We start from the raw sequence: 21,734 nt of genomic DNA on the forward strand, positions 1-21,734 counted from the left end.
GTATTAAGCTCTAAGGATTTTCCCGCAGTTTCGATAATTTTACGTGAGCCTATATAGTTAACCCACAAGTTCTTCTCATAACTTGTAATTCACTTTCATCATCATTTCCACATGATGGACAGTGCCAAGTTAAGCTTTCCTTATCTAATTGCATTTCACCATTAAATCCACACTTGAAACAAAGATCGGATTTAGTATTGATTTCTGCATATTGAATATTATGATAAATAAAGTTAATTATATCTTCAACAGCTTCAAGATTTTTATTCATATCTGGTACTTCTATATAAGAAATACATCCTCCACTACTTATTGAATGGAATTGTGATTCAAATTTTAATTTACTAAATGCATCTATCTCTTCACAAACATGAACATGATATGAATTAGTATAATATAATCTATCAGTTACATTTGGTATTTCTCCAAATCTTGCTTTATCTATTCTACAGAATCTGTATATTAAACTTTCTGCTGGAGTTCCATAAAGTCCAAATCCAAGACCTGTTTCTTCTTTCCATTCTTTACATTTCTCATCCATATGTCTCATAACTTCTAGAGCAAATTTTTCTCCCTCTTCTGAAGTATGACTCACACCTAACATTGCTTGAACCATTTCTGCTATACCTACATATCCAAGTGAAAGAGTAGAGTATCCGTTTTTCAATAACTTATCTATTTTTTCACCTTTCTTAAGTCTTGCTATAGCTCCATGTTGCCAATGTATTGGACTTGAATCTGAAGTTACTCCAAGTAACATTTTATGTCTAGTTAATAATGCATCTTTACAAAGTTCTAATCTTTGATCTAGCATTTCCCAGAACATTTCCATATCTTTATCAGCTATTATAGCTATTTGTGGTAAATTTAAGCTAACAACTCCTTGGTTAAATCTTCCATACCACTTATAGTTTCCATTCTCATCTTTCCAGTTAGATAGGTGTGAACGACAACCCATTGGTGGGAATGTTTCACCTTCATAATTTTCTCTCATTATCTTTGCACTTTGATAATCAGGTACTAATCTCTTAGCTGTACATTTAGCTGCAAGCTTAGTTATATAATCATATTTTCCACCTTCAAGACAATTATGCTCATCAAGAACATAAATTAACTTAGGGAATGCTTCTCCAATTTCTTGACCTTTATAGTTTTTCATTCCTTCAAGTCTTTGTCTTATCATTTCCTCACAGATCATTGCCATTTCTTCTTCATATGGGTGACCTTCTTCTATCTCTAAGTAAATTGTACTAAATGGAGCTTGCGTGCTCCCAGTATGTTTTCACATACTACAGACTATCTCTTCACCCTCGTCTTATTTCGTTAGGGTGGACGGCACTTCCCATATAGGAGTTTCACCTATACAGTACGCTTTTCATAATCCCATAAGGATTGTATAAGCTAGTCGTTACACCTTTAAGAGAATTGCTTCTCAAACTTGGCTCGGTATTAACATATCTTGGATTTATATATATTGCCATCTAAATCCAGCAAAAGTTTTATTTTTACCTGTGCAGGCTTTTGAAAGATTTCCACTCTTATATCCTTGATAGTGAAACTCTGCAATAATTGCATTTTCAAATATCTCTCCAGTATCAATATTTTTAACTTTCTTTGCCTTAACAGATGCTGCATTTTCTGGCTCTATTATTCTATTATCTTCATCTAAATATCTGTATACATTTCCTTTAGTTGATCCTCTAAGACCTCTACAAACAGCACATACATGCGAAAAATTAGCTTTATCATATCTTGCTGCCTCACTTGCACTTCCAAATATCATATTGGTAGTAATATTAATTACTTTTTTAGAAGTCGGATTTAATTTTCCTGTTTTCCCAAACATATGATTTTTTTCACCTAATTGAGCCTCTCCAATCTTATTTTTAACTTCTTGTGTTAAAAAATTATTGCCTCCGCCACCTTTTAGATTATATCCATTTTCAGTAACAAGTGACTTATAATATTCTATATAATAAGATTCTTTTTCATTTAACTCTTCTATCGCGTCTGCTTCGTAGATAACTTCCCATTTAAAGTTCTCTTTTCCATATTTCCTTATTGCATTTGAAAAAGCAGTTTTATAACCATATTCATGACTTCTCTCATGTTGACTTTTTCTCACACTTAATGGATGTATTGTCTGTCCAATGTATACTTTATTATTGATAATATTAGTTGCCTTATAAATAATCATTCTTATCACCCAAGACTTAGCTTTCACCGATAGCACTATGTATATACATAGCACACCCTACATTTATAGGTTCACCGCCTTATACTCTATGATATTTCTAACATAGACAGCCTAATTGACCATTTGTTGTTTGCAACGTAGATAATTGATATCTTATAGTTTGAACTCCATCTTTAAGTTCTTTCATCTTAATGTCTTTAGCTAACTTAGTAGCAAGTTCTTCATCATTAAGCATTTCCATATAGTGCTTATATGCTTTATCTTCTGTTACCTTAAGATATTTAGCTAAATGCTTAATAGTAATACTTTGACCACCATATTGATTAGATGAAACTTGAGCAATTATTTGTGTTGCTACTGTACATGCTGTTCCAAAACTCTTAGGCTCTTCAACTAATTTTTCATTAATTACAGTCCCATTAGTAAACATATCTTCTAAGTTTATTAAACAACAGTTAAACATTGGAGATATAGTATAATCCATATCATGCCAGTGAATTGCCCCTTCATCATGAGCTTGAACTATGTGCGCAGGAATAAGTTTTCTTCTTGCAATATCCTTAGATACTTCCCCTGCAATTAAATCTCTTTGTGTTGCAGATACTACAGGATTCTTATTTGAATTTTCCTTCATTACATCTTCATTCTTTTTGCTTAGTAACTCTAATATGCTATCATCAGTAGTATTAGTATTTCTCTTAAACTCTTGTACAGCTCTGTAACCTTCATAAGCTCTTGCAGTTTCAGCTTGTCCGTAGTGAACTAATCTATCGTACACATAACTTTCTATTTTATAAATAGTTGCTACTTCATCTTGTTTACTAAAATACTTTTCAGCGTCATTTGCTATTAATCTTGCAATATCAGCTAAAAGTATTCCACTACCATTTTTCATCGACTTAGTTATAGCTTCTCTTATTTTATTCTTGTCGAACTCTACTGTACTTCCATCCCTTTTAATTACTTTCAATTAATACCACTCCCTAAACTTCAGTATATTTTAAATACTCACTACCAATAAAATAAGTTATTAATTTAAAGGCTAATTATACACTAATCGATATTTATTTTCATAATACTATATGGTCGATTATATTAAATAAACTTTCAAATATATCTTTTTTTAACCTTTTTCTTTAAAATAATACTCATTTTAATTTATATCATGTAATTCATTTTTTTAGAATTAACATAAAAAAATAGTGCTTGTATTAATACTAATAACCTTAAATACACAACATATTGTACTACCTTTTCTTCTTAAACACAATATATAGTCTGTCGTATTTTAAATAGATTTACTGTATTTTTCTTACAAACACTTTATTTATCTTTATATTTCACTCAATTTCCTATATTATCCTTTTTAGTTTTTTTACTAATTTTTCATTCCAACTTTTTTCATTATACTACATTAAATTTTAAAAAACACCTCTTGAAATTTAACATAATATATGCTTTTTAAAAATATAACTTTCACTAAAATAATTATTTTTTTATTCACATAATTATTTTATACCAAAAAAATAAAGGTAAGATTAAACCTACCTTTATTTAATATGCTCTTATAAATGCTCTAAATTATATGGAGTATTTTGATATACACAATAATTAAGCCAATTACTAAAAACTACATTTGCACTTCCTCTCCATGTAACCATTGGCTCTAAACTAGGGTTGTCATTTGGAAAATAATTTTTAGGAACCTCTATATTTAACCCTTTCTTAACATCTCTAAAATACTCATCACTAAGGGTATTTCTTTCATACTCTAAATGCCCTGATATAAAAACCTGCCTTCTATTTTTATTAGCAACAATAAATATTCCAGCCTCTTCAGATTCTGATAATATATCCAACTCTTCAACCTTTTCTATATCTTCTCTTCTTACTTCAGTATGCCTAGAATGTGGCGCATAAAAAACATCATCCAGCCCTCTTGTAAGATCTGCATTTCTATCATTTATAAAATGTTTAAATACCCCAAACATTTTTTTCTCTAATTGATATTTTGGAATCCCATAATGATAATTTAACCCTGCTTGAGCTCCCCAACAAATATGAAGTGTTGAGTATACATTACTTTTGCTCCACTCCATTATTTCCTTTAACTCATTCCAATACATAACATCTTCAAATTCCAATTGTTCCACTGGCGCCCCCGTTATTACTAATCCATCGAACCTCTCATCCTTTATATCATTAAAACCACTATAGAACTTTTCCATATGTTCAAGTGATGTATGCTTAGGCTTATAACTCTCTGTCTGTAAAAGCTTAATTTCTACTTGAAGCGGTGTATTTGATAAATATCTAAGTAATTGGTTTTCTGTTTGAATTTTTTTAGGCATCAAGTTTAATATAGCTATTTTAAGTGGCCTTATATCTTGATTTACTGCCCTTTCATTATTCATTACAAATATATTTTCATCAGATAAAACCTTAAATGCAGGTAAATCTTTTGGAATTTTTATTGGCATAGCCTCCCCCTCCTTACATCAATATTAAATCATATTTTTTCCAATTTTAGAATATTTATTAACAATATTAATCTTTGTAGGTTTTTAATTTCCACAATTTCTCTTTGACACTAAAAATAAATAATCATATAATGATAAAAATAACCTTCGTATAAGCCTAAAAATATGGTTTAGGCGTCTCTACTATATCACCGTAAATGATATAACTATGAAGTAAAATCCACGAAGGTTAATGTATTATTTTTATAAAGGTGGATTAATTAAATGAATAAAAAGATTTTTATCGATAATATTAAAGCAGCTAATAAAGAAATCTCTTGTGATTTAGTTATTAAAAACATTTCTGTCGTTGATGTATTTCAATGCTCTTCATTTATTTGCGATGTTGCTATAAAAAATGGATTCATCGTTGGTCTTGGAGATTATTCAGGTAATATAGAAGTTAATGGTACTGGAAAGTTTATATGCCCAGGACTAATTGATTCTCATGCTCATATAGAATCTTCTATGCTTACTCCAAATGAGTATTATAAAACAGCTCTATTGCATGGGGTAACTTCATTAATTGCAGATCCTCATGAAATAGCTAATGTTTTAGGACAAGCTGGAATTAAATTTATGATTGATTCTGCACAAAACATACCTTTTGATTTTTATTTTATGCTTCCATCCTGTGTGCCATCTACACCATTTGAAAACTCAGGTGCAGTATTAACTAGTTCAGATTTAAAAGACTTCTACTCTAATTCTAAAGTTTTAGGACTAGCTGAAGTTATGGATTATCCTTCAGTTGCAAACTGCAATGATGATATGATAAATAAACTTTATGACGCAATTTCTAATAACTCAATTATAGATGGTCATGGTGCTGGATTAAACTCTCATTCTATTAACGTTTATTCTACTGCTAATATAAAAACTGATCATGAATGTGCTACTTATGAACAATTAATTGATAGAGTTAGACGTGGAATATACGTCTTAATGAGAGAAGGTACTGTTGCTAAAAATTTAAATGAGCTAATTAAAGGCGCTTCTATATTTAATAGTAGACGTCTTTGCTTATGTACAGATGATAAGCATATTGATGACTTAGCTCATAATGGTAGTATAGATACTTCTATTAAAATGTGTATTAAAGGTGGACTTGCTCCTGAAATTGCAATTCAAATGGCTACATTAAATGCAGCTGAATGCTATGACCTAAAAAATAAAGGTGCTATAGCCCCTTCATATGTTGCTGATTTTCTTATTCTTGATAGCCTTGAGGAATTTAAAATTAATTCTGTTTATAAAAATGGTAAATTAGTAGTATCTAATAATATACTTATAAATGATATAAAATATTCTAATGTATATCCATCTTTATCAAATTCTATTAAATTACCTACTCTTACAAAAAATACTCTTAAAATAGATGTGAAAAATAAGTCAATACTAAATGTTATAGAACTAATACCAAATAAATTAGAAAGTAACCATTTAAAACTTGATATATCTAAATTAAATTTTGATGATGAGTTTATTAGTTTGACAACAACTGATAACTTATTAAAAATTGCAGTTATAGAACGTCATAAAAATAAAGGAAATGTTGGTGTTGGTGTTTTAAAAGGATTGAATTTGAAATCTGGAGCTATTGCTACGACTATAGCACATGATTCTCATAATTTAATTGTTTGTGGTACTAATGATGCTGATATGCTATTTGCTGTTGAAGAGTTAAAAAAGATAAATGGTGGAATAATTATCGTTAAAGATGGTACAGTTTTAGCTTCTGTATCCTTAGAAATAGGTGGAATAATAACAGCTAGAAATTCTGATGATGTTATTTCTGATTTAGATAAATTACATGATGCTTTAAAAATCATAGCCCCTGATATTACTTTTAATCCATTTTTAACTTTATCATTTTTATCATTACCAGTAATACCAGATATCAAAATTACAGATAAAGGATTATTTGATGTTAAAAACTTTAATTTCATAGATGTGTGTGAATAATAATAAAATAAAGTCTGCTATAAGCAGACTTTATTTTATTAAGAATAATTTTATTCTATTATTTAAGTACAAACTTTTCTATAGCTTTTGCAACTCCATCATTTTCATTTGAATCAGTAATATAATTTGCAACTTCTTTTACTTCCTCAAATCCATTTGCCATTGCAACACCCATACCAGCATACACTATCATATCAAGGTCATTTCCAGCATCTCCAAAAGTCATTATCTCTTCTTGCTTTACTCCTAAGTGCTTTGCTAATAATTCAACACCAGTTCCTTTATTTACAGCTTTATTTAAGAACTCCAAAAAGTATGGTGTACTTCTAACAACAGTATATTTATCATAAACCTCTTGTGGTAAGTTATCTACTGCCTTTTGTAATATCTCTGGTTCATCAATCATCATAACCTTAATTATAGAGTGGTCATCTTCAATATCTGAATAATCGTTTATATTTATTTCTATACCATTTATGTTTGCTTCAACTTCTGTATATTTGCTATTTTTAGGAGTTATTAATCCATGTACATCTGAAAATGCATGAATATTTACACCTAACTCGTTACTTAAATTATGTAAATAATGTAGATCAGCACCTGTTAATGCTATTTTAGAAATAACTTCTCTACTTTTAGTTTTTAAAACTAGTCCACCATTATAAGTTAAAACACAATCATTTTCATCATACATATCTAATTCTTCTAGATATCTTGTTACTCCATCTATTGGTCTACCAGTTGCAATTACAACTTGAACACCTTTTTCTTTTGCTGCTTTTATAGCATTCTTCGTTCTTTCTGAAACTGTTTTATCTTCTTTAAGAAGTGTTCCATCCATATCAATTGCTATTAATTTATACATAAACTCCTCCACCATTCCTTATAATAACATTCTGTTTCATTATAACATATAATTTACTGATAGCGGCATAATATTATTTATAAATTTTATAGCTAGTATTGATTTTACTTATCGAAAATACTATATTCCCAATATAACTTCTTATATCTAAAATTAATTCTATTACTTATCATATCCAACATAAGAGCTAATTACATCATCAAATCCATCTCTATCTAATATACTTATAACTACTCCTGTAATCTCATAACTTGATGTATTATACTCTTCTCCTCTAAACTCCTTAATGCAACTTACCACATCTTCTGCTATTATCTTTGCATCAGATTCATTTAATAAGGCCTTTTGATCTCTAGTTGCATTTAATATACTTACTTCAATTTTACCTTGGTCTAACTCCTGTAATCTTCCATCTTTTTTTACTACTTTCATTGTATTAACACCTCCTTATACTATTATTATCAAAAAAATAGGTTGTAACTCATAATAATAATTAAAAAATTACTATTATTAAGCTACAACCTATTTTTATCTATCATTATTGCTCTTATAACCTAAATACGACATTGCTATATCATTAAATCCATCCTTATTGAGAGTTTCTATAATTATTGCAAAAATTTCATAAGTTGATGCAATCCCGTCATCTCCTCTTATACCTTGTAATACTTTTAGTACTCTAGAACTTAACACCTTTAAATCTGCTTCATTTATAATTGTATCACTATCAATAGATGCACCTAATATGCTACTTCTTATTTTAATAACATCTAAACTTTGTAATCTACCATCCTTTTTTATTACTTGCATAAATACACCCCCATATAAGAAAATTATACACTATTACAGAATATTTTTAAACGATTTCATGATTTATTCATAATAAATTCTATTAATTTATTATATGTTTGTCGTATCCTATCTTTACTAAATGATATATATATGTATATTTTTTTATTATACATTTAACAAGCAATCTTATATTAAATAAATGATATCACATTTAACATTTATTTTTTATAATCGTAAAATATACTATAAAACTTTTTTGGAGTTAAATTTTATGAAGTTTATATCTAAATTTAGAAACTTATATCATTCATCACGTCAAAACTTAACACTTATATCTGACACCTTAAAAAATTCAAATTCTTATACTAATGATGCTTTAGAAAAAATAAATAAAAGCGATTTTTCTAGTAAAACTAAATACTTTATATGGGTAGATACAAAAAACTTCAAAACTAATATCTTTAAAGGAAGTACACATTATTGGGTATTAGAGAATAGCTTTCTTTGCACTGTAGGAAGACCTAGCTCCCCTACAATAAAAGGCACTTTTTATGCAGGACCTAAAGGTTATTCCTTTGGTGAAGCACGTGGATTTAGATGCTTATATTACACCCAAATAAAAGATAATTATTTATTTCATTCAATCCCCTATAATCTAGATGGCTCCATAAGGGATTCTCGTTTAGGTATGCAATTAACAGACGGTTGTGTAAGACTTGCTACTAAGCATGCAAAATGGATTTATTACAACGTTCCATCCGGAACAACTATATATATAACTTGAAAAATATTGCGAACTAAAGCATTAATGCCGTGATGCCGAAAATTAATGATATAACCTCCATTAAGTCATATAATTTCGCTAAGAATTTATATTATTATTTCCATAAAATTAGCTAAAGCTTCGAAGTTCGCTATCGCTTACCTCAGCTTCTTAACGCTAATTTTATTACAATAATAATTAAATTCTAAAGCTTATTATATAATACTTTCTTCCGGTTATATCATTAATTTTTCTCTATCACTAGCTTTAAAGCCTAGGTCTGCAATTTAAAAGAGAAATACTATAAAGTTAATGTTTTGTGCTATAAATTATTTTGATAGAATAATTATCTTTTAATTTAATGACCCTTATTTTATCAAGATATTAAAATACTTTTAGTTAACGACTTGTCATACAGTATGTAGTAGAAGAAATTAACTGCAAGGTTTTATGTATAGGTAGTTATGTGAAAAAAGAAAAAATGAAATATTAATTTGGAAGGGCCATTGAAATTAAGCCGTAGAAAATAACTATTTCATTTTTTCGCTTCCACGTAACGAACAATTTAGTTATTATTCTACTTTTTCTGGTTCCTTGTAATTTATTCCCTTTGTATCTACTGTAATACTTTCAATAACTACATCTTTTAATGGTTTATCATTTCTATCAGTTTCAACTGAATTAATAGCTTCTACTACATCCATTCCCTCAGTTACTTTTCCAAAAGCAGCATAATCACCATCAAGATGTGATGCTTCTTTAGCCATTATAAAAAATTGACTTCCTGCTGAGTCAGGATTATTTGATCTTGCCATTGATAAAACACCTGCTGTATGTTTTAAATCATTATTTGTATATCCATTACTACTAAATTCTCCTTTAATTGAGTACCCTGGACCTCCTGTACCAATTCCATCTGGATCTCCACCTTGATTCATAAAATCTTTAATTACTCTGTGAAATATTAATCCATCGTAAAATCCAGAATTAGCTAATGATATAAAATTATTGACTGTATTAGGTGCTTTATCTGGATATAATTCTGCTTTTATTGTTCCAAAGTCTTTAACTTTAATTATTGCTATTGGTAACTCTCCTGTTGATTCAATTGTTACTACACTTTCTTCAGTATTATTTTGATTTGAAGTATTATTTGTACATCCTACTAATCCAATTAACATAGCGCTTATTCCTACTAAAATTACGCCCTTTTTAATAACTTTATTCATAAATACCCTCCACAAAAAACTTTGTCATTTTTTATGATATCAAAAAAAAGCTTAACCCTCAAGTTAAGCTTTTTTCATCTAGACCTATATGCTATTTTTCTAAAAATTTACTAAAGAGGTTCTCCATCAAAGCTTTTATATTCACTAGGATTTTTATCATTTCCTACATTATTTTGATTTTGATGAAGTTTTTGTCTTCTTTCTCCCTTTTGATACTTTTTATCTTTAAATTTATCAGTACTCATTTGTAAGACACGCTCCCTTCTATATTATTTTCTACAAAACTTCTATATATAATTCAAAAAACACTAAGAATTTTAATATAAATAAAAAAAAATAACCTATATTACTTGAGCTTATAAAAATTTTAAGGTTGATATGAATTAAATTATAATACATACCAACCTTTTTAAACTAAACTTCAAACTCTTCAATTTCTATAGAATAACTTCCACAATGCTTACAAACATTTATCATTACAATATAACTATTATCTACTTTTCCACTTTTCATTAATCTTTTAAAAGATAAACCTTCATACTCTTTATCTAAAGTACTTATTACATACTCCTCATTTTTCGTATATATATAAAAATTAAACCCTAAGAAATCAAAAAACTTCTTTTTCTCAGCAACTCCTTCATTACAGTTTTCACAAGGGAAATCAAAAAATGCCTTTGTAAATTCAACATTCTCACTATTATGTAATATCTCTATTATTTTTTTCTCATCTATATCTTTAATTGGATTCTCTTCATCATTTACAAAATACTCAAGATTATCTTCATTTAAAATATATTCTTTATCATCAAAAGTAAATTTAAATTCCATTTAAATTACCTTCCTTTCTTTTTTAAGTTTTCTTTGCATTACTTTATTGTACATAATAACATACCAGTATTCATAAATAAAGTTATTTAATAAAAGTTTGTGTGAATTTTGTAAAAAAATTATTAACAGTTACATATTTTTAGTGTACAATATAGACTATAAAATAAAAGGAGGGGATTTAATTTGAATAATAGAGATATATACATAGTTTTGTCTAGAACTGGAACTATGTTTTCTAATATAATTGCTCTTTTTACACAAAAAGAATACTCTCATGTTTCTTTATCTCTTGATAGCTCCTTCACTCAAATGTTTTCCTTCGGCCGCAAAATTCCAAGCAGAGTTTTACCAGCTGGCCTTGTTGAGGAAAATCTATATGATGGTGTATTTGCTATGTACCCTAACAGTAGGTGCTTAGTATATAAAGTCAATATTACTTCTGAGCAATTCAATTTTTTACAAAATGAAATTAATAAATTTTTTGAAAATAAAGACGAGTATAAATATAGTGTTCTTGGAACAGTAACTGCTTACTTTAATAAACCTCATAAAAGAGAGTACTATTATTTCTGTTCTCAATTTGTAGCAGAGCTATTAATCAATAGTGGTATCTATAAAACGGACAAGCTTCCTGAGGTAATCAAGCCTATGGATTTACTAGAAATAGAAAATAAAACTCTTTTTTATGAAGGATTTATAAATGAAGATAGAGCTATTAGAAATAATTTCATTCTATATAACTCTCAAAGAATATCTAGAGTAATTTCTAGATTAATGTCTTAAAAAAACTCTAAAGTAGATTTAGTCTACTTTAGAGTTTTTCTATTTCTTAACATTTATCTATATCTATTCATAAAATATACTGATACACTATAATTAATTTAAGGAGTATATAAATGTATTCAATTGATCTTCCATATCCAGAAATTAAAGTAAAAGAAAAAAATTCAAAATATATTGACTTAATCTTACTTAATTACTCTAGTGCTATTTCCGAGTTTGACGCTATAGCACAATATACTTATCATCAAATTGCATTAACCTATAGTAATAAAGAAATATCAGACACTCTATGCGGTATATCTATTGTTGAAATGCATCATTTAGAAATGCTTGGTAAAATAATAATTCTACTTGGTGGAGAGCCAGGTTACTGGATTAATAATAAAAAGAAAAATTATTGGTCCAGTAAATTAGTAAATTATGATTTATCATCAATTAAAGATATTCTTACTATTGATATTCAAGATGAAAAAGCAGCTATTAAGCAATATAAAGAAACTATAACTCAAATTGATGATAAATATATAAATGCCGTACTTAAAAGAATTATCCTAGACGAAGAATTCCACATCCAACTCCTAGTCAACCTTTACACCAAATACGTAAAATAAAAAATATATTACGCACCACATGGAAGCGAAAAAATGAAATATTTATTTTCCGGTAATGGTGAAATTTTCACCTAGAATTTATATAATTGATTCCGTAAAGTTTGCTAAAGTTTTTAAACTTAAGTGAGATTCAAAATTTCAATTTTGTAAATCGAACTTACACATTCGACGTAAGGAGAAGGTGCTTCCTTTTAAAAGGAAACTCACTCTTCACTATCGCTCAGAGGAGTAAGTTCAGCTAACTAAATCAAGATTTAGAGCTTCACTTTACTCAACTTTACTCCATCAATTATTAAATTCTACGGCTTAATTTCAATCATCCCTCCAAATTAATATTTCATTTTTTCTTTTTTCATGTATATGCTTATAACACACTCCCTTTATAGTTAATGTTTTGTGCTACATATTATTTTGATAAAATAGTTAATTTGTATATTAATATTCTTAGTTTATTTAAAAATATATATATTTATAAGTTAACAATTTATTATATAAAATATAGCAGAAGTCGTTAACTCTTAAGGTGATTACGCAGGAAATTATATCTTTTAGCTTAAGAACCAGTGATAGAGAAAAATTAATGATATTATCGGAAGGAATATTGTAATTAAGTTTTAGAATTTAATTATTTTTGGAGGAAAAGGGGCGTTAAGAAGCTGAGGGAACAAAGTGACTTTCGAAGCTTTAGCCCCTTTTCCGGAAAAAATAATATAAATTCTTAACGCAAATTACACTAATTCCTGGAGATAATATCATTAATTTTCGTCATCACGGCATTCAAGCCCTAAAGAACAATTTAGTTAAAGTCTTCTATTCTTATTATGTTTTCTATATCTTTTACTGTTCTTAAGTCATATAACTTTTCTATAGAATCATTTATTAAAGCTTCTTTAGTTTTATGTGTTATTAAAACTAAAGCTACTTCATGACTTTCATCATTCTTTCTGCCTTTTTGAATAACTGATTTTAAACTTACTCTATTAGAACCAAAAATAGTAGTTATTTGTCCTAATACACCTGGCTTGTCTTCAACAGTTACTCTTATATAATATCTACTTTCAACTTCATCTATATTTTTAACTTGCTTTTCCCATAAATTATTTCTGATAATTGGATTTTGATTTTCCACTTCTATATTTTTTCTTAAAATAGCAATTATATCACTTACAACTGCACTACCTGTAGGCAAATCACCTGCTCCTCTACCATAGAACATTAAATCTCCTACAGCATTTCCATTTATAAATATTGCATTAAATGAATCATATACATTAGCAAGTGGATGAGTCTCTGGTATCATAGTAGGATGTACCCTTAACTCTATTCTTCCATTATCATCTTTAGCAATAGCTAGTAATTTTATTGACATTCCAAAATCACTGGCATATTTCATATCTATTGGTTTTATCTTAGTTATTCCTTCTCTATATACATCATTAATATCAACTTTAGTACCAAAGGCTAAGGAAGCAAGAATGGCAAGTTTATATTGAGCATCATATCCTTCAATATCTGATGTAGGATCTGCTTCTGCATATCCTTTTTCTTTAGCTTCTTGTAATACTGAATCAAAATCTAGTTGCTCTAGTTCCATTTTGCTTAATATATAATTTGTTGTTCCATTAACTATTCCATATAGTTCATTTACTTTATTTGCAGTTAAATTTTCATTTATACCATTAATTATAGGTATTCCCCCAGCAACACTTGCTTCATATTGGAACATAACTCCCATTTCTTCAGCCTTTTCAAAGACTTCATCACCTTCTGTTGCAAGTAGCATTTTATTAGCAGTAACTATATGTTTTTTTGCTTCCATAGCTCTTAACATATATTCTCTAGCCGGTTCTATACCACCCATAACTTCAACTACAAGTTTTATAGAGTCATCATTTAATATCTCTTCAAAATCAGTAGTTAAAATATCTTCTGGTACTTCAACTCCCCTATTTTTATTTAAATCTCTCACTAAGATCTTAGAAATTTCAATTTCATAACCTGATCTTTTCATAATTTCTTCTTTATTCTGATGTAATATTATATATACACCTCTACCTACATTTCCTAAACCTAACAAGGCTATTTTTACTTTTTTCATTAAGTAATCCCCCTTTATATTTATATCCCCAATGTATATGTATTATAAATATTATAATATATTAATTATAATACATTTCTTAAATTTTCCATATAATAATTTTTTAAAAATAAGTAAAAAAATAAAAGAAGCTTTAAAAAGCCTCTTTTATTTAATTTAAATCTATCTTTTTCCTGCATCAAATATTTCACCAGCAGCCTTTGGTGCTTGTGAAGATTTAGAGAATATAATTAATGCAATTAATGTAACTACATAAGGGAATACCTTTAATACTACTAATGGTATACTTGCTAACTCTGGAATTACTTGTGCAACATTTGCTAATGTTGATGCAAATCCGAAGAAGAAAGTAGATGCTAATATTCCTAAAGGTCTCCATTGTCCAAATATTAATGCTGCTAATGAAAGGAATCCTAATCCTGCAACACTTCCATTAAACTCACCAGAATATGTTACTAATATTATACATCCACCTAATGCAGCTAATGCACCTGATATCATAACACCAATATATCTAGTTCTCATTACATTAATACCAGCTGCTTGAGAAGCTTGTGGGTTTTCTCCACAAGATCTTAATCTTAATCCAAATGAAGTCTTATATAGTAAGAATACACTTATTATTAATATTGCTAATACTAACCATGTTGTAATATAAGTCTTTGTAAATAGTAATGGTCCTATTATTGGAATATCCTTTAATACTGGAATACTTTTTGGTAAGAATCCTAAAGTTATTCTTATATTACCACTACCAGTCATGTTTCTTGCTAAGAATACTGTTAAAGCTCCAGCCATCATATTAATTGCTGTACCACTTATAACCTGATCTGCATTTAAATTAATACTTGCAAATGCATGTAAAAGTGAGAATAAAGCTCCAACTATTGCAGCAACTAAAAGCCCTATCCATAATGCTCCACTAACACCTGCTGCTTGAAGTTGAGATATTGTTAATGCTCCAGCAAAAGAACCTACTATCATAAATCCATCTAACCCTATATTTACAATACCACTTCTTTCACAATAAAGCGCCCCTAAAGCAGTAATTAGCATAGGTATAGTATACGCTATTGCATAAGGAAAAATTTGTACAACTATATCCCACATTATTTTTCCACCGCCCTTTCACCAGATGTTACTAATTTTTTATCAGCTCTTTTTTTCTTTATACTCTTAATTACCTTGTCCATAACTACGCTTGTTGCAGCAAAATAAATAATTGTAGCTATTATTGTATCTGCTAATTCTGGTGGTACCTTAACATTGGCATTCATAAATCCTTTACCAACATATAATACACCAAAGAATAATGCTGATAATAATACTCCAAATGGACTGTTATTACCTAATAAAGCAACAGCTATTCCATCAAAACCTTGAGCTGGCATTACACCAATTTGAAGTACTGCAGAGTTACCCATATATTGAGCAACACCAGCTAATCCAGCTAGTCCACCTGCTATCATCATTGAAATTACTATATTTCTATTTACAGGCATACCTGCATATTCAGCACCAAATCTATTGTATCCAACAGCTTTTAATTCATATCCTAAAACAGTCTTATTTAAAATAAACCATATAACTAATACAGAAAATATAGCTAGGAATATTCCATAGTTTATGTACGAACCACCAAATATATTTGATAACCAATCTGCCTTTAAAGTTGCTGAATCTGCTAATCTAGCTGATTCTGTTTCAGTAGTTCCTTTTAAATATTGTGGAACCATATAATAAACTATCCAATATGCAGTCCAGTTCATCATAATAGCTGAAACAACTTCATTAACATTAAATAATGCTTTTAAAAGTCCTGGTACAGCTGCCCAAATAGCCCCTGCTAAAATACCGCAAATAATCATTAATGGTACTAATATAGGAGATGGTAAATCAACTAATAATCCTATAGCTGTTACAGTAAAACCACCAGCTAACATTTGACCTGGCGTACCTATATTGAACAACCCAGTTCTATTTGCAAAAGCAAAAGATAATCCAGTAAGAATTAATGGTGTTGCAGTTGCAATGGAGTTACCTATTCTTTGAGGATTCATTAATCCGCCCTTAAATAAATAAGTATAACCATCTATTGGATTAAATCCCATTGCTAGCATTAGTAAAAATCCAGCAAGTAATCCTAAAACTACTGCCATAATAGATTTTAATAATTGATTCTTATGCACTAAGCTTCCTCCTTCTTTATGCCGGCCATCATTAAACCAACTTCATTTTCATTTGTTTCATTAGCATTTACTATTCCTATTAATTCACCGTTATTTACAACAGCTATTCTATCAGATACATTTAAAACTTCATCTAACTCAAGAGATACTAATAAAACTGCTTTTCCTAAATCTCTTTGTTCTACTAATCTTTTATGAATATATTCTATTGATCCAACATCTAATCCTCTAGTTGGTTGAACTGCAATTAAGAAATCTGGATCAGATTCTATTTCACGTCCAATTACACCTTTTTGTTGGTTACCACCTGATAATGATCTTGCTATAGATTTTCCACCTTCACCTGATCTAACATCAAATGTTTCAATAATTTTTTTTGCATATTCAGAAATCTTTGCTCTATTAATTAAACCATTCTTAGAAAATGGCTTATTTCTATAGGCTTTAAGTACCATATTATCTTCCATTGTATAATCAAGAATTAACCCTCTTTTATGTCTATCTTCTGGAATATGTGCCATACCATCATCTATTCTTTGACGTATTGATTCTTTAACTATATTTTTCCCTTTAAATATTATGTTTCCTGACTCAACATTTCTCATACCAGTTAATGCTTCAACTAATTCAGTTTGTCCATTACCTTCAACACCAGCAATACCAACTATTTCTCCAGCTCTAATATCTAAAGAAAAATTCTTTAAGCCAAGTACTTTTTTATTATTATTAACAGATAAGTTTTCTATTTTTACAACTACATCCTTTGGTTTTGCTTCAACTTTTTCAACTTTAAATGATACTTCTCTTCCAACCATCATTTTAGCCATATCAGCTTCTGTAGCGTCTTTTACATCAACAGTTCCTATATATTTCCCTCTTCTAATAACTGTACATCTATTAGCTGATTCTTTAATTTCTCTTAATTTATGAGTAATTAAGATAATAGATTTTCCTTCTTTAGTCATGTTCTTCATAATTGAAATTAACTCATCAATTTCGTTTGGAGTTAATACAGCTGTTGGTTCGTCAAATATTAAAACATTGGCATCTCTATAAAGCATTTTTAATATTTCTACTCTTTGTTGCATTCCCACAGATATATCTTCGATTTTTGCATAAGGGTCAACATTTAAACCATATTTTTTAGATAACTCTTCAATTTTTTTTGCAGCTTTTTTAATGTCTACTGTCAATCCTTTTCTAGGTTCACACCCTAAAATTATATTTTCTGTAACTGTAAAGTTATCTACTAATTTAAAGTGCTGATGAACCATACCAATTCCTAAATCATTTGCAACATTAGGATTAGATATTTTTACTTCTTTTCCTCTAACCTTTATGGAACCTCTATCTGGCTTGTACATTCCAAATAACATTCCCATTAATGTTGATTTTCCTGCACCATTTTCGCCTAAAAGAGCATGAATTTCTCCCTCTTTTAGTTGCAGTGTAATATTATCATTTGCTACTATTCCAGGAAACTCTTTGCGGATATTTAGCATCTCAACTACATATTCCATGGATATCCTCCTCTTATATAATTATTTTATTAATACATATTACTAATTAACTTATTCAACTTATAAATTGATATGCTTATATAGTAATTTCATAATTACGCACGAAACTTCCTTCTAAGTATAATTTATATAATTCGCATTTTCAACATTTTTTTCTCTATTTTTTATAATATAGTATACTATATTAATTATATTTATATATTTTTTCAAAATATATACATTTTATCTGCATTTATCCTAATAATGTAACATTATTTTCTATTTAACCCAATTATATTTATTCCTTTATTTCCATATAATATAATTATTGGTTATTATTTTTTCCACAAAATGTATAAATTTAAATTAGTGTATACTATTTAACATTTTTAATTATACTTTTTCATATAAAAAGAGCTATGTAAATTATTTAGCATAGCCCTTTTTATTATAATATTTTATAATTCAGTTTTAACTTCTATTTCACCATTCTTAATAGCTTCTAAAACTTCATTAACTTTACTTACCGTATCATCACTTAAGTTTGGATTTTCTGCTGGTATACCAACACCATCATTAGATGCATCAAATGTTAATGTTTCTCCACCTGGGAATTTATCATTTAATTGATCTTCAATCATTTGATAAGCAGCTTCATCAATCTTCTTAATAGCTGAAGTTAAAATTACAGATTTATTTCCTTCATATATACCATCAGAATATTGATCTGAGTCAACACCTATAACCCATACTTCTTCTCCATTAACAACTCTTGTTTTTGCTTCTGTTATAACTCCAGTACCAACTCCACCAGCTGCAGCAAATATTGCCTTAACACCATTGTCATACATTTGAGCTGCTAATTGTTGTCCTAAAGCTGAATCAGAGAATGATCCTGAATAAACTATATTTTCAGCTTTTAAGCTAACATTTGTTCCATAATTTTCATTAGCATAAGCTACCCCTTGTTGGAATCCATAGTTGAATTTTTGAACTGAAGGTATTTCCATTCCACCAATAAATCCTAATTCACCTGTTTGTAACTCAACTGCTGCTGCAACACCTGCTGCAAATCCACTTTGTTCTTCAGCAAAGTATATAGCAACTGTATTTTCCCCTACAACATAGTTATCATTTCCATCATGTGGAGCACCATCAATTATAACAAATTTTGCATCTTTATATTGATCTTGTGCCTTATATATAGCACTTTCGAACTTATAACCTGGAGTTACAATAAATTTATATCCTGCATCATAAAGATTTTGTATTTCTGTTAAATAATTCGCCTCTGTTTCTCCTGCTGGTTGCATGTAGTTCTTTTCAATTCCAAGTTCTTTTTCAGCCGCTTGAATTCCTTCCCACGTACCTTGGTTAAATGACTTATCATCAATTGTTCCTGCGTCAGTAACCATACCAACCTTTAATGTTGTTTCTGCTGAATTGCCTGAATCACTGTTAGTTCCACAACTAACTAATCCTGTTACCATTAGTGCTGAAAGTGCTAATGCTATAACTCTTTTTTTCATGAAAATCTCCTCCTAAATGGTTTATATTTTTTTGATAAACTTATAATACTTACTCTTATACACACAAAAAAACGTATCAATTCCTAAAGTGAAATTAATACGTTAAAAACTCTTTTATAGTTCGTATAGAGTTAGTATACATTAAGTTCACTCATAGTCGGAAATTTGTGGCTTCCGGTAGAAACATCCCACCATATCTGGGACTTATATGAGTTGTTCTATTGTTCGTGTTTTATTATAATTTATACATTTATGCTTGTCAACATAAGTTTTATTTTAAATAATATTTTTTTATTTTTTTGTTACATTTTATATCTTTTTATAAAATTTATTGGTTGTTATTTACTAATTATCTATTTTTTATAGAATTTAAATTCAAAAGGGACTATGTTAATATCAATTAGCATAGCCCCAACTTTATATTAATTCTATAATTCAGTTTTAACTTCTATTTCACCTGATTTAATAGCATCTGTAACTTCATTAACTTTTGTGATTGTATCTTCACTTAAGTTTGGATTTTCACTTGGAATACCCACTGCATCATGAGTAGCATCAAATCTTAATACTTGTCCACCTGGGAATTCACCATTTATTTCATTTTCTATTATTTCATATGCTGCTTCTTGAATCTTTTTAATAGCTGAAGTTAACACTACTGATTTATTTCCTTCATAAATACCATCATCGTATTGGTCTGAATCAACACCTATAACCCATGCTTCTTCACCATTAACAACTCTTGACTTAGCTTCTGTAATAACACCTATATTAACTCCTGCTGCAGCAGTGAATATTGCCTTAACTCCACTATCATACATTTGAGCTGCTAACTGTTGTCCTAATGCAGTATCAGAGAATGAACCTGAGTAAACTATATTTTCAGCCTTTAAGCTAATATTTGTTCCATAATGCTCATTAGCATAAGCTACACCTTGTTGGAATCCATAGTTAAACTTCTTAACTGATGGTACTTCCATTCCGCCAATAAATCCAAAATCACCAGTTTGTAATTCAACTGCTGCTGCAACACCTGCTATAAATCCGCTTTGCTCTTCAGCAAAGTATATTGCAACTGTATTGTCTGCTACAACATAATTATCGTTACCATCATTTGGTTCTCCATCGATTAAAACGAATTTTGCATCTTCATATTGACTTTGAGCTTTATAGATAGCTGTTTCAAATTTGTAACCTGGAGTTACTATAAACTTATAACCTGAATCATAAAGGTTTTGAATTTCTGTTAAGTAACTTGATTCTGACTCTCCATTTGGTTGCATAAATGTTGTTTCAAGTCCAAATTCCTTTTCAGCCTTTTCAATTCCTTCCCATGTACCTTGGTTGAATGATTTATCATCAATTGTTCCTGTATCAGTAACCATACCAACCTTTAATGTACTTCCTTCTGATGTTGATGAGTTGTTATCGCTTCCACAACCAACTAATCCTGTTACCATTAGCGCTGAAAGTGCTAATGCAATAACTTTTTTCTTCATAAGTAGACGCCTCCTAAGTATTCTATTTTTTATAAGCTTTATAATATTTACTCTATATTCAAAAACACATAAATTACTATAGTGAATTTAATACACTATAACTCATATATAATTCGTATAGAGTTAAAATATATCAAGCTCACTCATAGTTGAAAATTTAAGGTTTTCAGTAGAAACATCTCACCATATCTGAGATTTATATGAGCCCTGTAATTATCCGTATTATTATAATTTATATACTTTACATTGTCAATATTTGATTTATTTTGTAATAAAAATTCATTATTTTTAATCTTCTTTTTATTTTAATTAGCTTAAAATAAAAAGAAGATTAAAACCTATTAAGTTTCAACCCTCTTTCTATA

19 protein-coding genes, 1 pseudogene and 3 riboswitches are annotated in these 21,734 nt (G+C 28.8%); of the genes and pseudogenes, 4 read left to right on the forward strand and 16 right to left on the reverse strand.

Annotated elements, in window-relative coordinates; all coding sequences use genetic code 11:
- Positions 1 to 61 precede the first annotated feature (61 nt).
- From nrdD (EJJ37_RS08010) to metA, 4 genes and pseudogenes are all read right to left on the reverse strand, one after another.
- Positions 62 to 1,276, reverse strand: a pseudogene (gene nrdD / locus EJJ37_RS08010) (anaerobic ribonucleoside-triphosphate reductase); the annotation flags it as partial.
- Between the two features lie 189 nt (positions 1,277 to 1,465).
- Positions 1,466 to 2,197 (reverse strand): GIY-YIG nuclease family protein, encoded by a 732-nt coding sequence (locus tag EJJ37_RS08015; protein ID WP_133015082.1) that lies wholly within the window; start codon positions 2,195 to 2,197, stop codon positions 1,466 to 1,468.
- A 97-nt stretch (positions 2,198 to 2,294) separates the two neighbouring features.
- On the reverse strand, positions 2,295 to 3,167 hold the full coding sequence (nrdD, locus tag EJJ37_RS08020; RefSeq protein WP_332841508.1) for an anaerobic ribonucleoside-triphosphate reductase: 873 nt from the start codon (positions 3,165 to 3,167) through the stop codon (positions 2,295 to 2,297).
- A 595-nt stretch (positions 3,168 to 3,762) separates the two neighbouring features.
- Positions 3,763 to 4,677 carry a homoserine O-acetyltransferase MetA gene (metA, locus tag EJJ37_RS08025; protein ID WP_133015083.1) on the reverse strand — a complete coding sequence of 305 codons (915 nt, stop codon included), beginning with the start codon at positions 4,675 to 4,677 and terminating at the stop codon, positions 3,763 to 3,765.
- Between the two features lie 127 nt (positions 4,678 to 4,804).
- Positions 4,805 to 4,906: riboswitch (purine riboswitch) on the forward strand.
- 35 nt (positions 4,907 to 4,941) lie between these two features.
- On the opposite strand from metA, the gene ade reads away from it, so the two are divergent.
- Positions 4,942 to 6,681, forward strand: coding sequence for an adenine deaminase (ade, locus tag EJJ37_RS08030; RefSeq protein ID WP_133015084.1), 1,740 nt, complete (start codon positions 4,942 to 4,944; stop codon positions 6,679 to 6,681).
- 58 nt (positions 6,682 to 6,739) lie between these two features.
- Here ade and yidA read toward each other — a convergent pair whose 3' ends face one another.
- The 3 genes from yidA to EJJ37_RS08045 form a co-directional block, all read right to left on the reverse strand.
- Positions 6,740 to 7,546 (reverse strand): sugar-phosphatase, encoded by an 807-nt coding sequence (gene yidA / locus EJJ37_RS08035; RefSeq protein ID WP_133015085.1) that lies wholly within the window; start codon positions 7,544 to 7,546, stop codon positions 6,740 to 6,742.
- Positions 7,547 to 7,708: 162 nt separating this feature from the next.
- Entirely contained in the window at positions 7,709 to 7,978 is a 270-nt protein-coding gene (locus tag EJJ37_RS08040; RefSeq protein WP_133015086.1) for an ATP cone domain-containing protein, read from the reverse strand.
- Between the two features lie 96 nt (positions 7,979 to 8,074).
- Positions 8,075 to 8,356 carry an ATP cone domain-containing protein gene (locus tag EJJ37_RS08045; protein ID WP_133015087.1) on the reverse strand — a complete coding sequence of 94 codons (282 nt, stop codon included), beginning with the start codon at positions 8,354 to 8,356 and terminating at the stop codon, positions 8,075 to 8,077.
- Between the two features lie 253 nt (positions 8,357 to 8,609).
- On the opposite strand from EJJ37_RS08045, the gene EJJ37_RS08050 reads away from it, so the two are divergent.
- Positions 8,610 to 9,122 carry a L,D-transpeptidase gene (locus tag EJJ37_RS08050; protein ID WP_133015088.1) on the forward strand — a complete coding sequence of 171 codons (513 nt, stop codon included), beginning with the start codon at positions 8,610 to 8,612 and terminating at the stop codon, positions 9,120 to 9,122.
- A gap of 551 nt (positions 9,123 to 9,673) precedes the next feature.
- Here EJJ37_RS08050 and EJJ37_RS08055 read toward each other — a convergent pair.
- The 3 genes from EJJ37_RS08055 to EJJ37_RS08060 all read right to left on the reverse strand — a co-directional run bounded on the left by EJJ37_RS08055 (position 9,674) and on the right by EJJ37_RS08060 (position 11,161).
- On the reverse strand, positions 9,674 to 10,330 hold the full coding sequence (locus EJJ37_RS08055; RefSeq protein WP_133015089.1) for a peptidylprolyl isomerase: 657 nt from the start codon (positions 10,328 to 10,330) through the stop codon (positions 9,674 to 9,676).
- 110 nt (positions 10,331 to 10,440) lie between these two features.
- Positions 10,441 to 10,575 (reverse strand): clostri-philic family protein, encoded by a 135-nt coding sequence (locus EJJ37_RS21020; protein WP_264319222.1) that lies wholly within the window; start codon positions 10,573 to 10,575, stop codon positions 10,441 to 10,443.
- A gap of 169 nt (positions 10,576 to 10,744) precedes the next feature.
- Positions 10,745 to 11,161 (reverse strand): DUF3785 family protein, encoded by a 417-nt coding sequence (locus EJJ37_RS08060; RefSeq protein ID WP_133015090.1) that lies wholly within the window; start codon positions 11,159 to 11,161, stop codon positions 10,745 to 10,747.
- Positions 11,162 to 11,344: 183 nt separating this feature from the next.
- Between EJJ37_RS08060 and EJJ37_RS08065 the strand changes: the two genes are divergently transcribed.
- Both EJJ37_RS08065 and EJJ37_RS08070 read left to right on the forward strand, forming a co-directional pair.
- Complete coding sequence (locus EJJ37_RS08065; protein WP_133015091.1) at positions 11,345 to 11,944, forward strand: hypothetical protein; 600 nt, start codon at positions 11,345 to 11,347, stop codon at positions 11,942 to 11,944.
- A 113-nt stretch (positions 11,945 to 12,057) separates the two neighbouring features.
- A complete protein-coding gene (locus tag EJJ37_RS08070) occupies positions 12,058 to 12,555 on the forward strand; it encodes a ferritin-like domain-containing protein (protein ID WP_133015092.1) in 498 nt (165 codons plus the stop codon).
- Between the two features lie 796 nt (positions 12,556 to 13,351).
- On the opposite strand, the gene EJJ37_RS08075 is transcribed toward EJJ37_RS08070, so the two are convergent.
- The 6 genes from EJJ37_RS08075 to EJJ37_RS08100 all read right to left on the reverse strand — a co-directional run bounded on the left by EJJ37_RS08075 (position 13,352) and on the right by EJJ37_RS08100 (position 21,369).
- Positions 13,352 to 14,653, reverse strand: a complete 1,302-nt coding sequence (locus EJJ37_RS08075; RefSeq protein ID WP_133015093.1) for a homoserine dehydrogenase — start codon at positions 14,651 to 14,653, stop codon at positions 13,352 to 13,354.
- A 162-nt stretch (positions 14,654 to 14,815) separates the two neighbouring features.
- Complete coding sequence (locus tag EJJ37_RS08080) at positions 14,816 to 15,763, reverse strand: ABC transporter permease (RefSeq protein WP_133015094.1); 948 nt, start codon at positions 15,761 to 15,763, stop codon at positions 14,816 to 14,818.
- The gene (locus tag EJJ37_RS08085; protein WP_133015095.1) at positions 15,763 to 16,842 is read right to left on the reverse strand and encodes an ABC transporter permease; all 1,080 of its coding nucleotides are present in this window, start codon (positions 16,840 to 16,842) and stop codon (positions 15,763 to 15,765) included. Before EJJ37_RS08085 ends, EJJ37_RS08080 begins: the two co-directional genes overlap by 1 nt.
- A complete protein-coding gene (locus EJJ37_RS08090; protein ID WP_133015096.1) occupies positions 16,842 to 18,362 on the reverse strand; it encodes an ABC transporter ATP-binding protein in 1,521 nt (506 codons plus the stop codon). Before EJJ37_RS08090 ends, EJJ37_RS08085 begins: the two co-directional genes overlap by 1 nt.
- 437 nt (positions 18,363 to 18,799) lie before the next feature.
- On the reverse strand, positions 18,800 to 19,870 hold the full coding sequence (locus tag EJJ37_RS08095) for a BMP family lipoprotein (protein ID WP_133015097.1): 1,071 nt from the start codon (positions 19,868 to 19,870) through the stop codon (positions 18,800 to 18,802).
- A 134-nt stretch (positions 19,871 to 20,004) separates the two neighbouring features.
- Positions 20,005 to 20,102: riboswitch (purine riboswitch) on the reverse strand.
- Between the two features lie 196 nt (positions 20,103 to 20,298).
- Entirely contained in the window at positions 20,299 to 21,369 is a 1,071-nt protein-coding gene (locus EJJ37_RS08100) for a BMP family lipoprotein (protein WP_133015098.1), read from the reverse strand.
- 126 nt (positions 21,370 to 21,495) lie between these two features.
- A riboswitch (purine riboswitch) is annotated at positions 21,496 to 21,593 on the reverse strand.
- Between the last annotated feature and the right edge of the window lie 141 nt (positions 21,594 to 21,734).

Origin of the sequence: Clostridium cuniculi, assembly GCF_004353185.1 — a bacterium.
GTDB classification, from domain to species: domain Bacteria; phylum Bacillota; class Clostridia; order Clostridiales; family Clostridiaceae; genus Clostridium; species Clostridium cuniculi.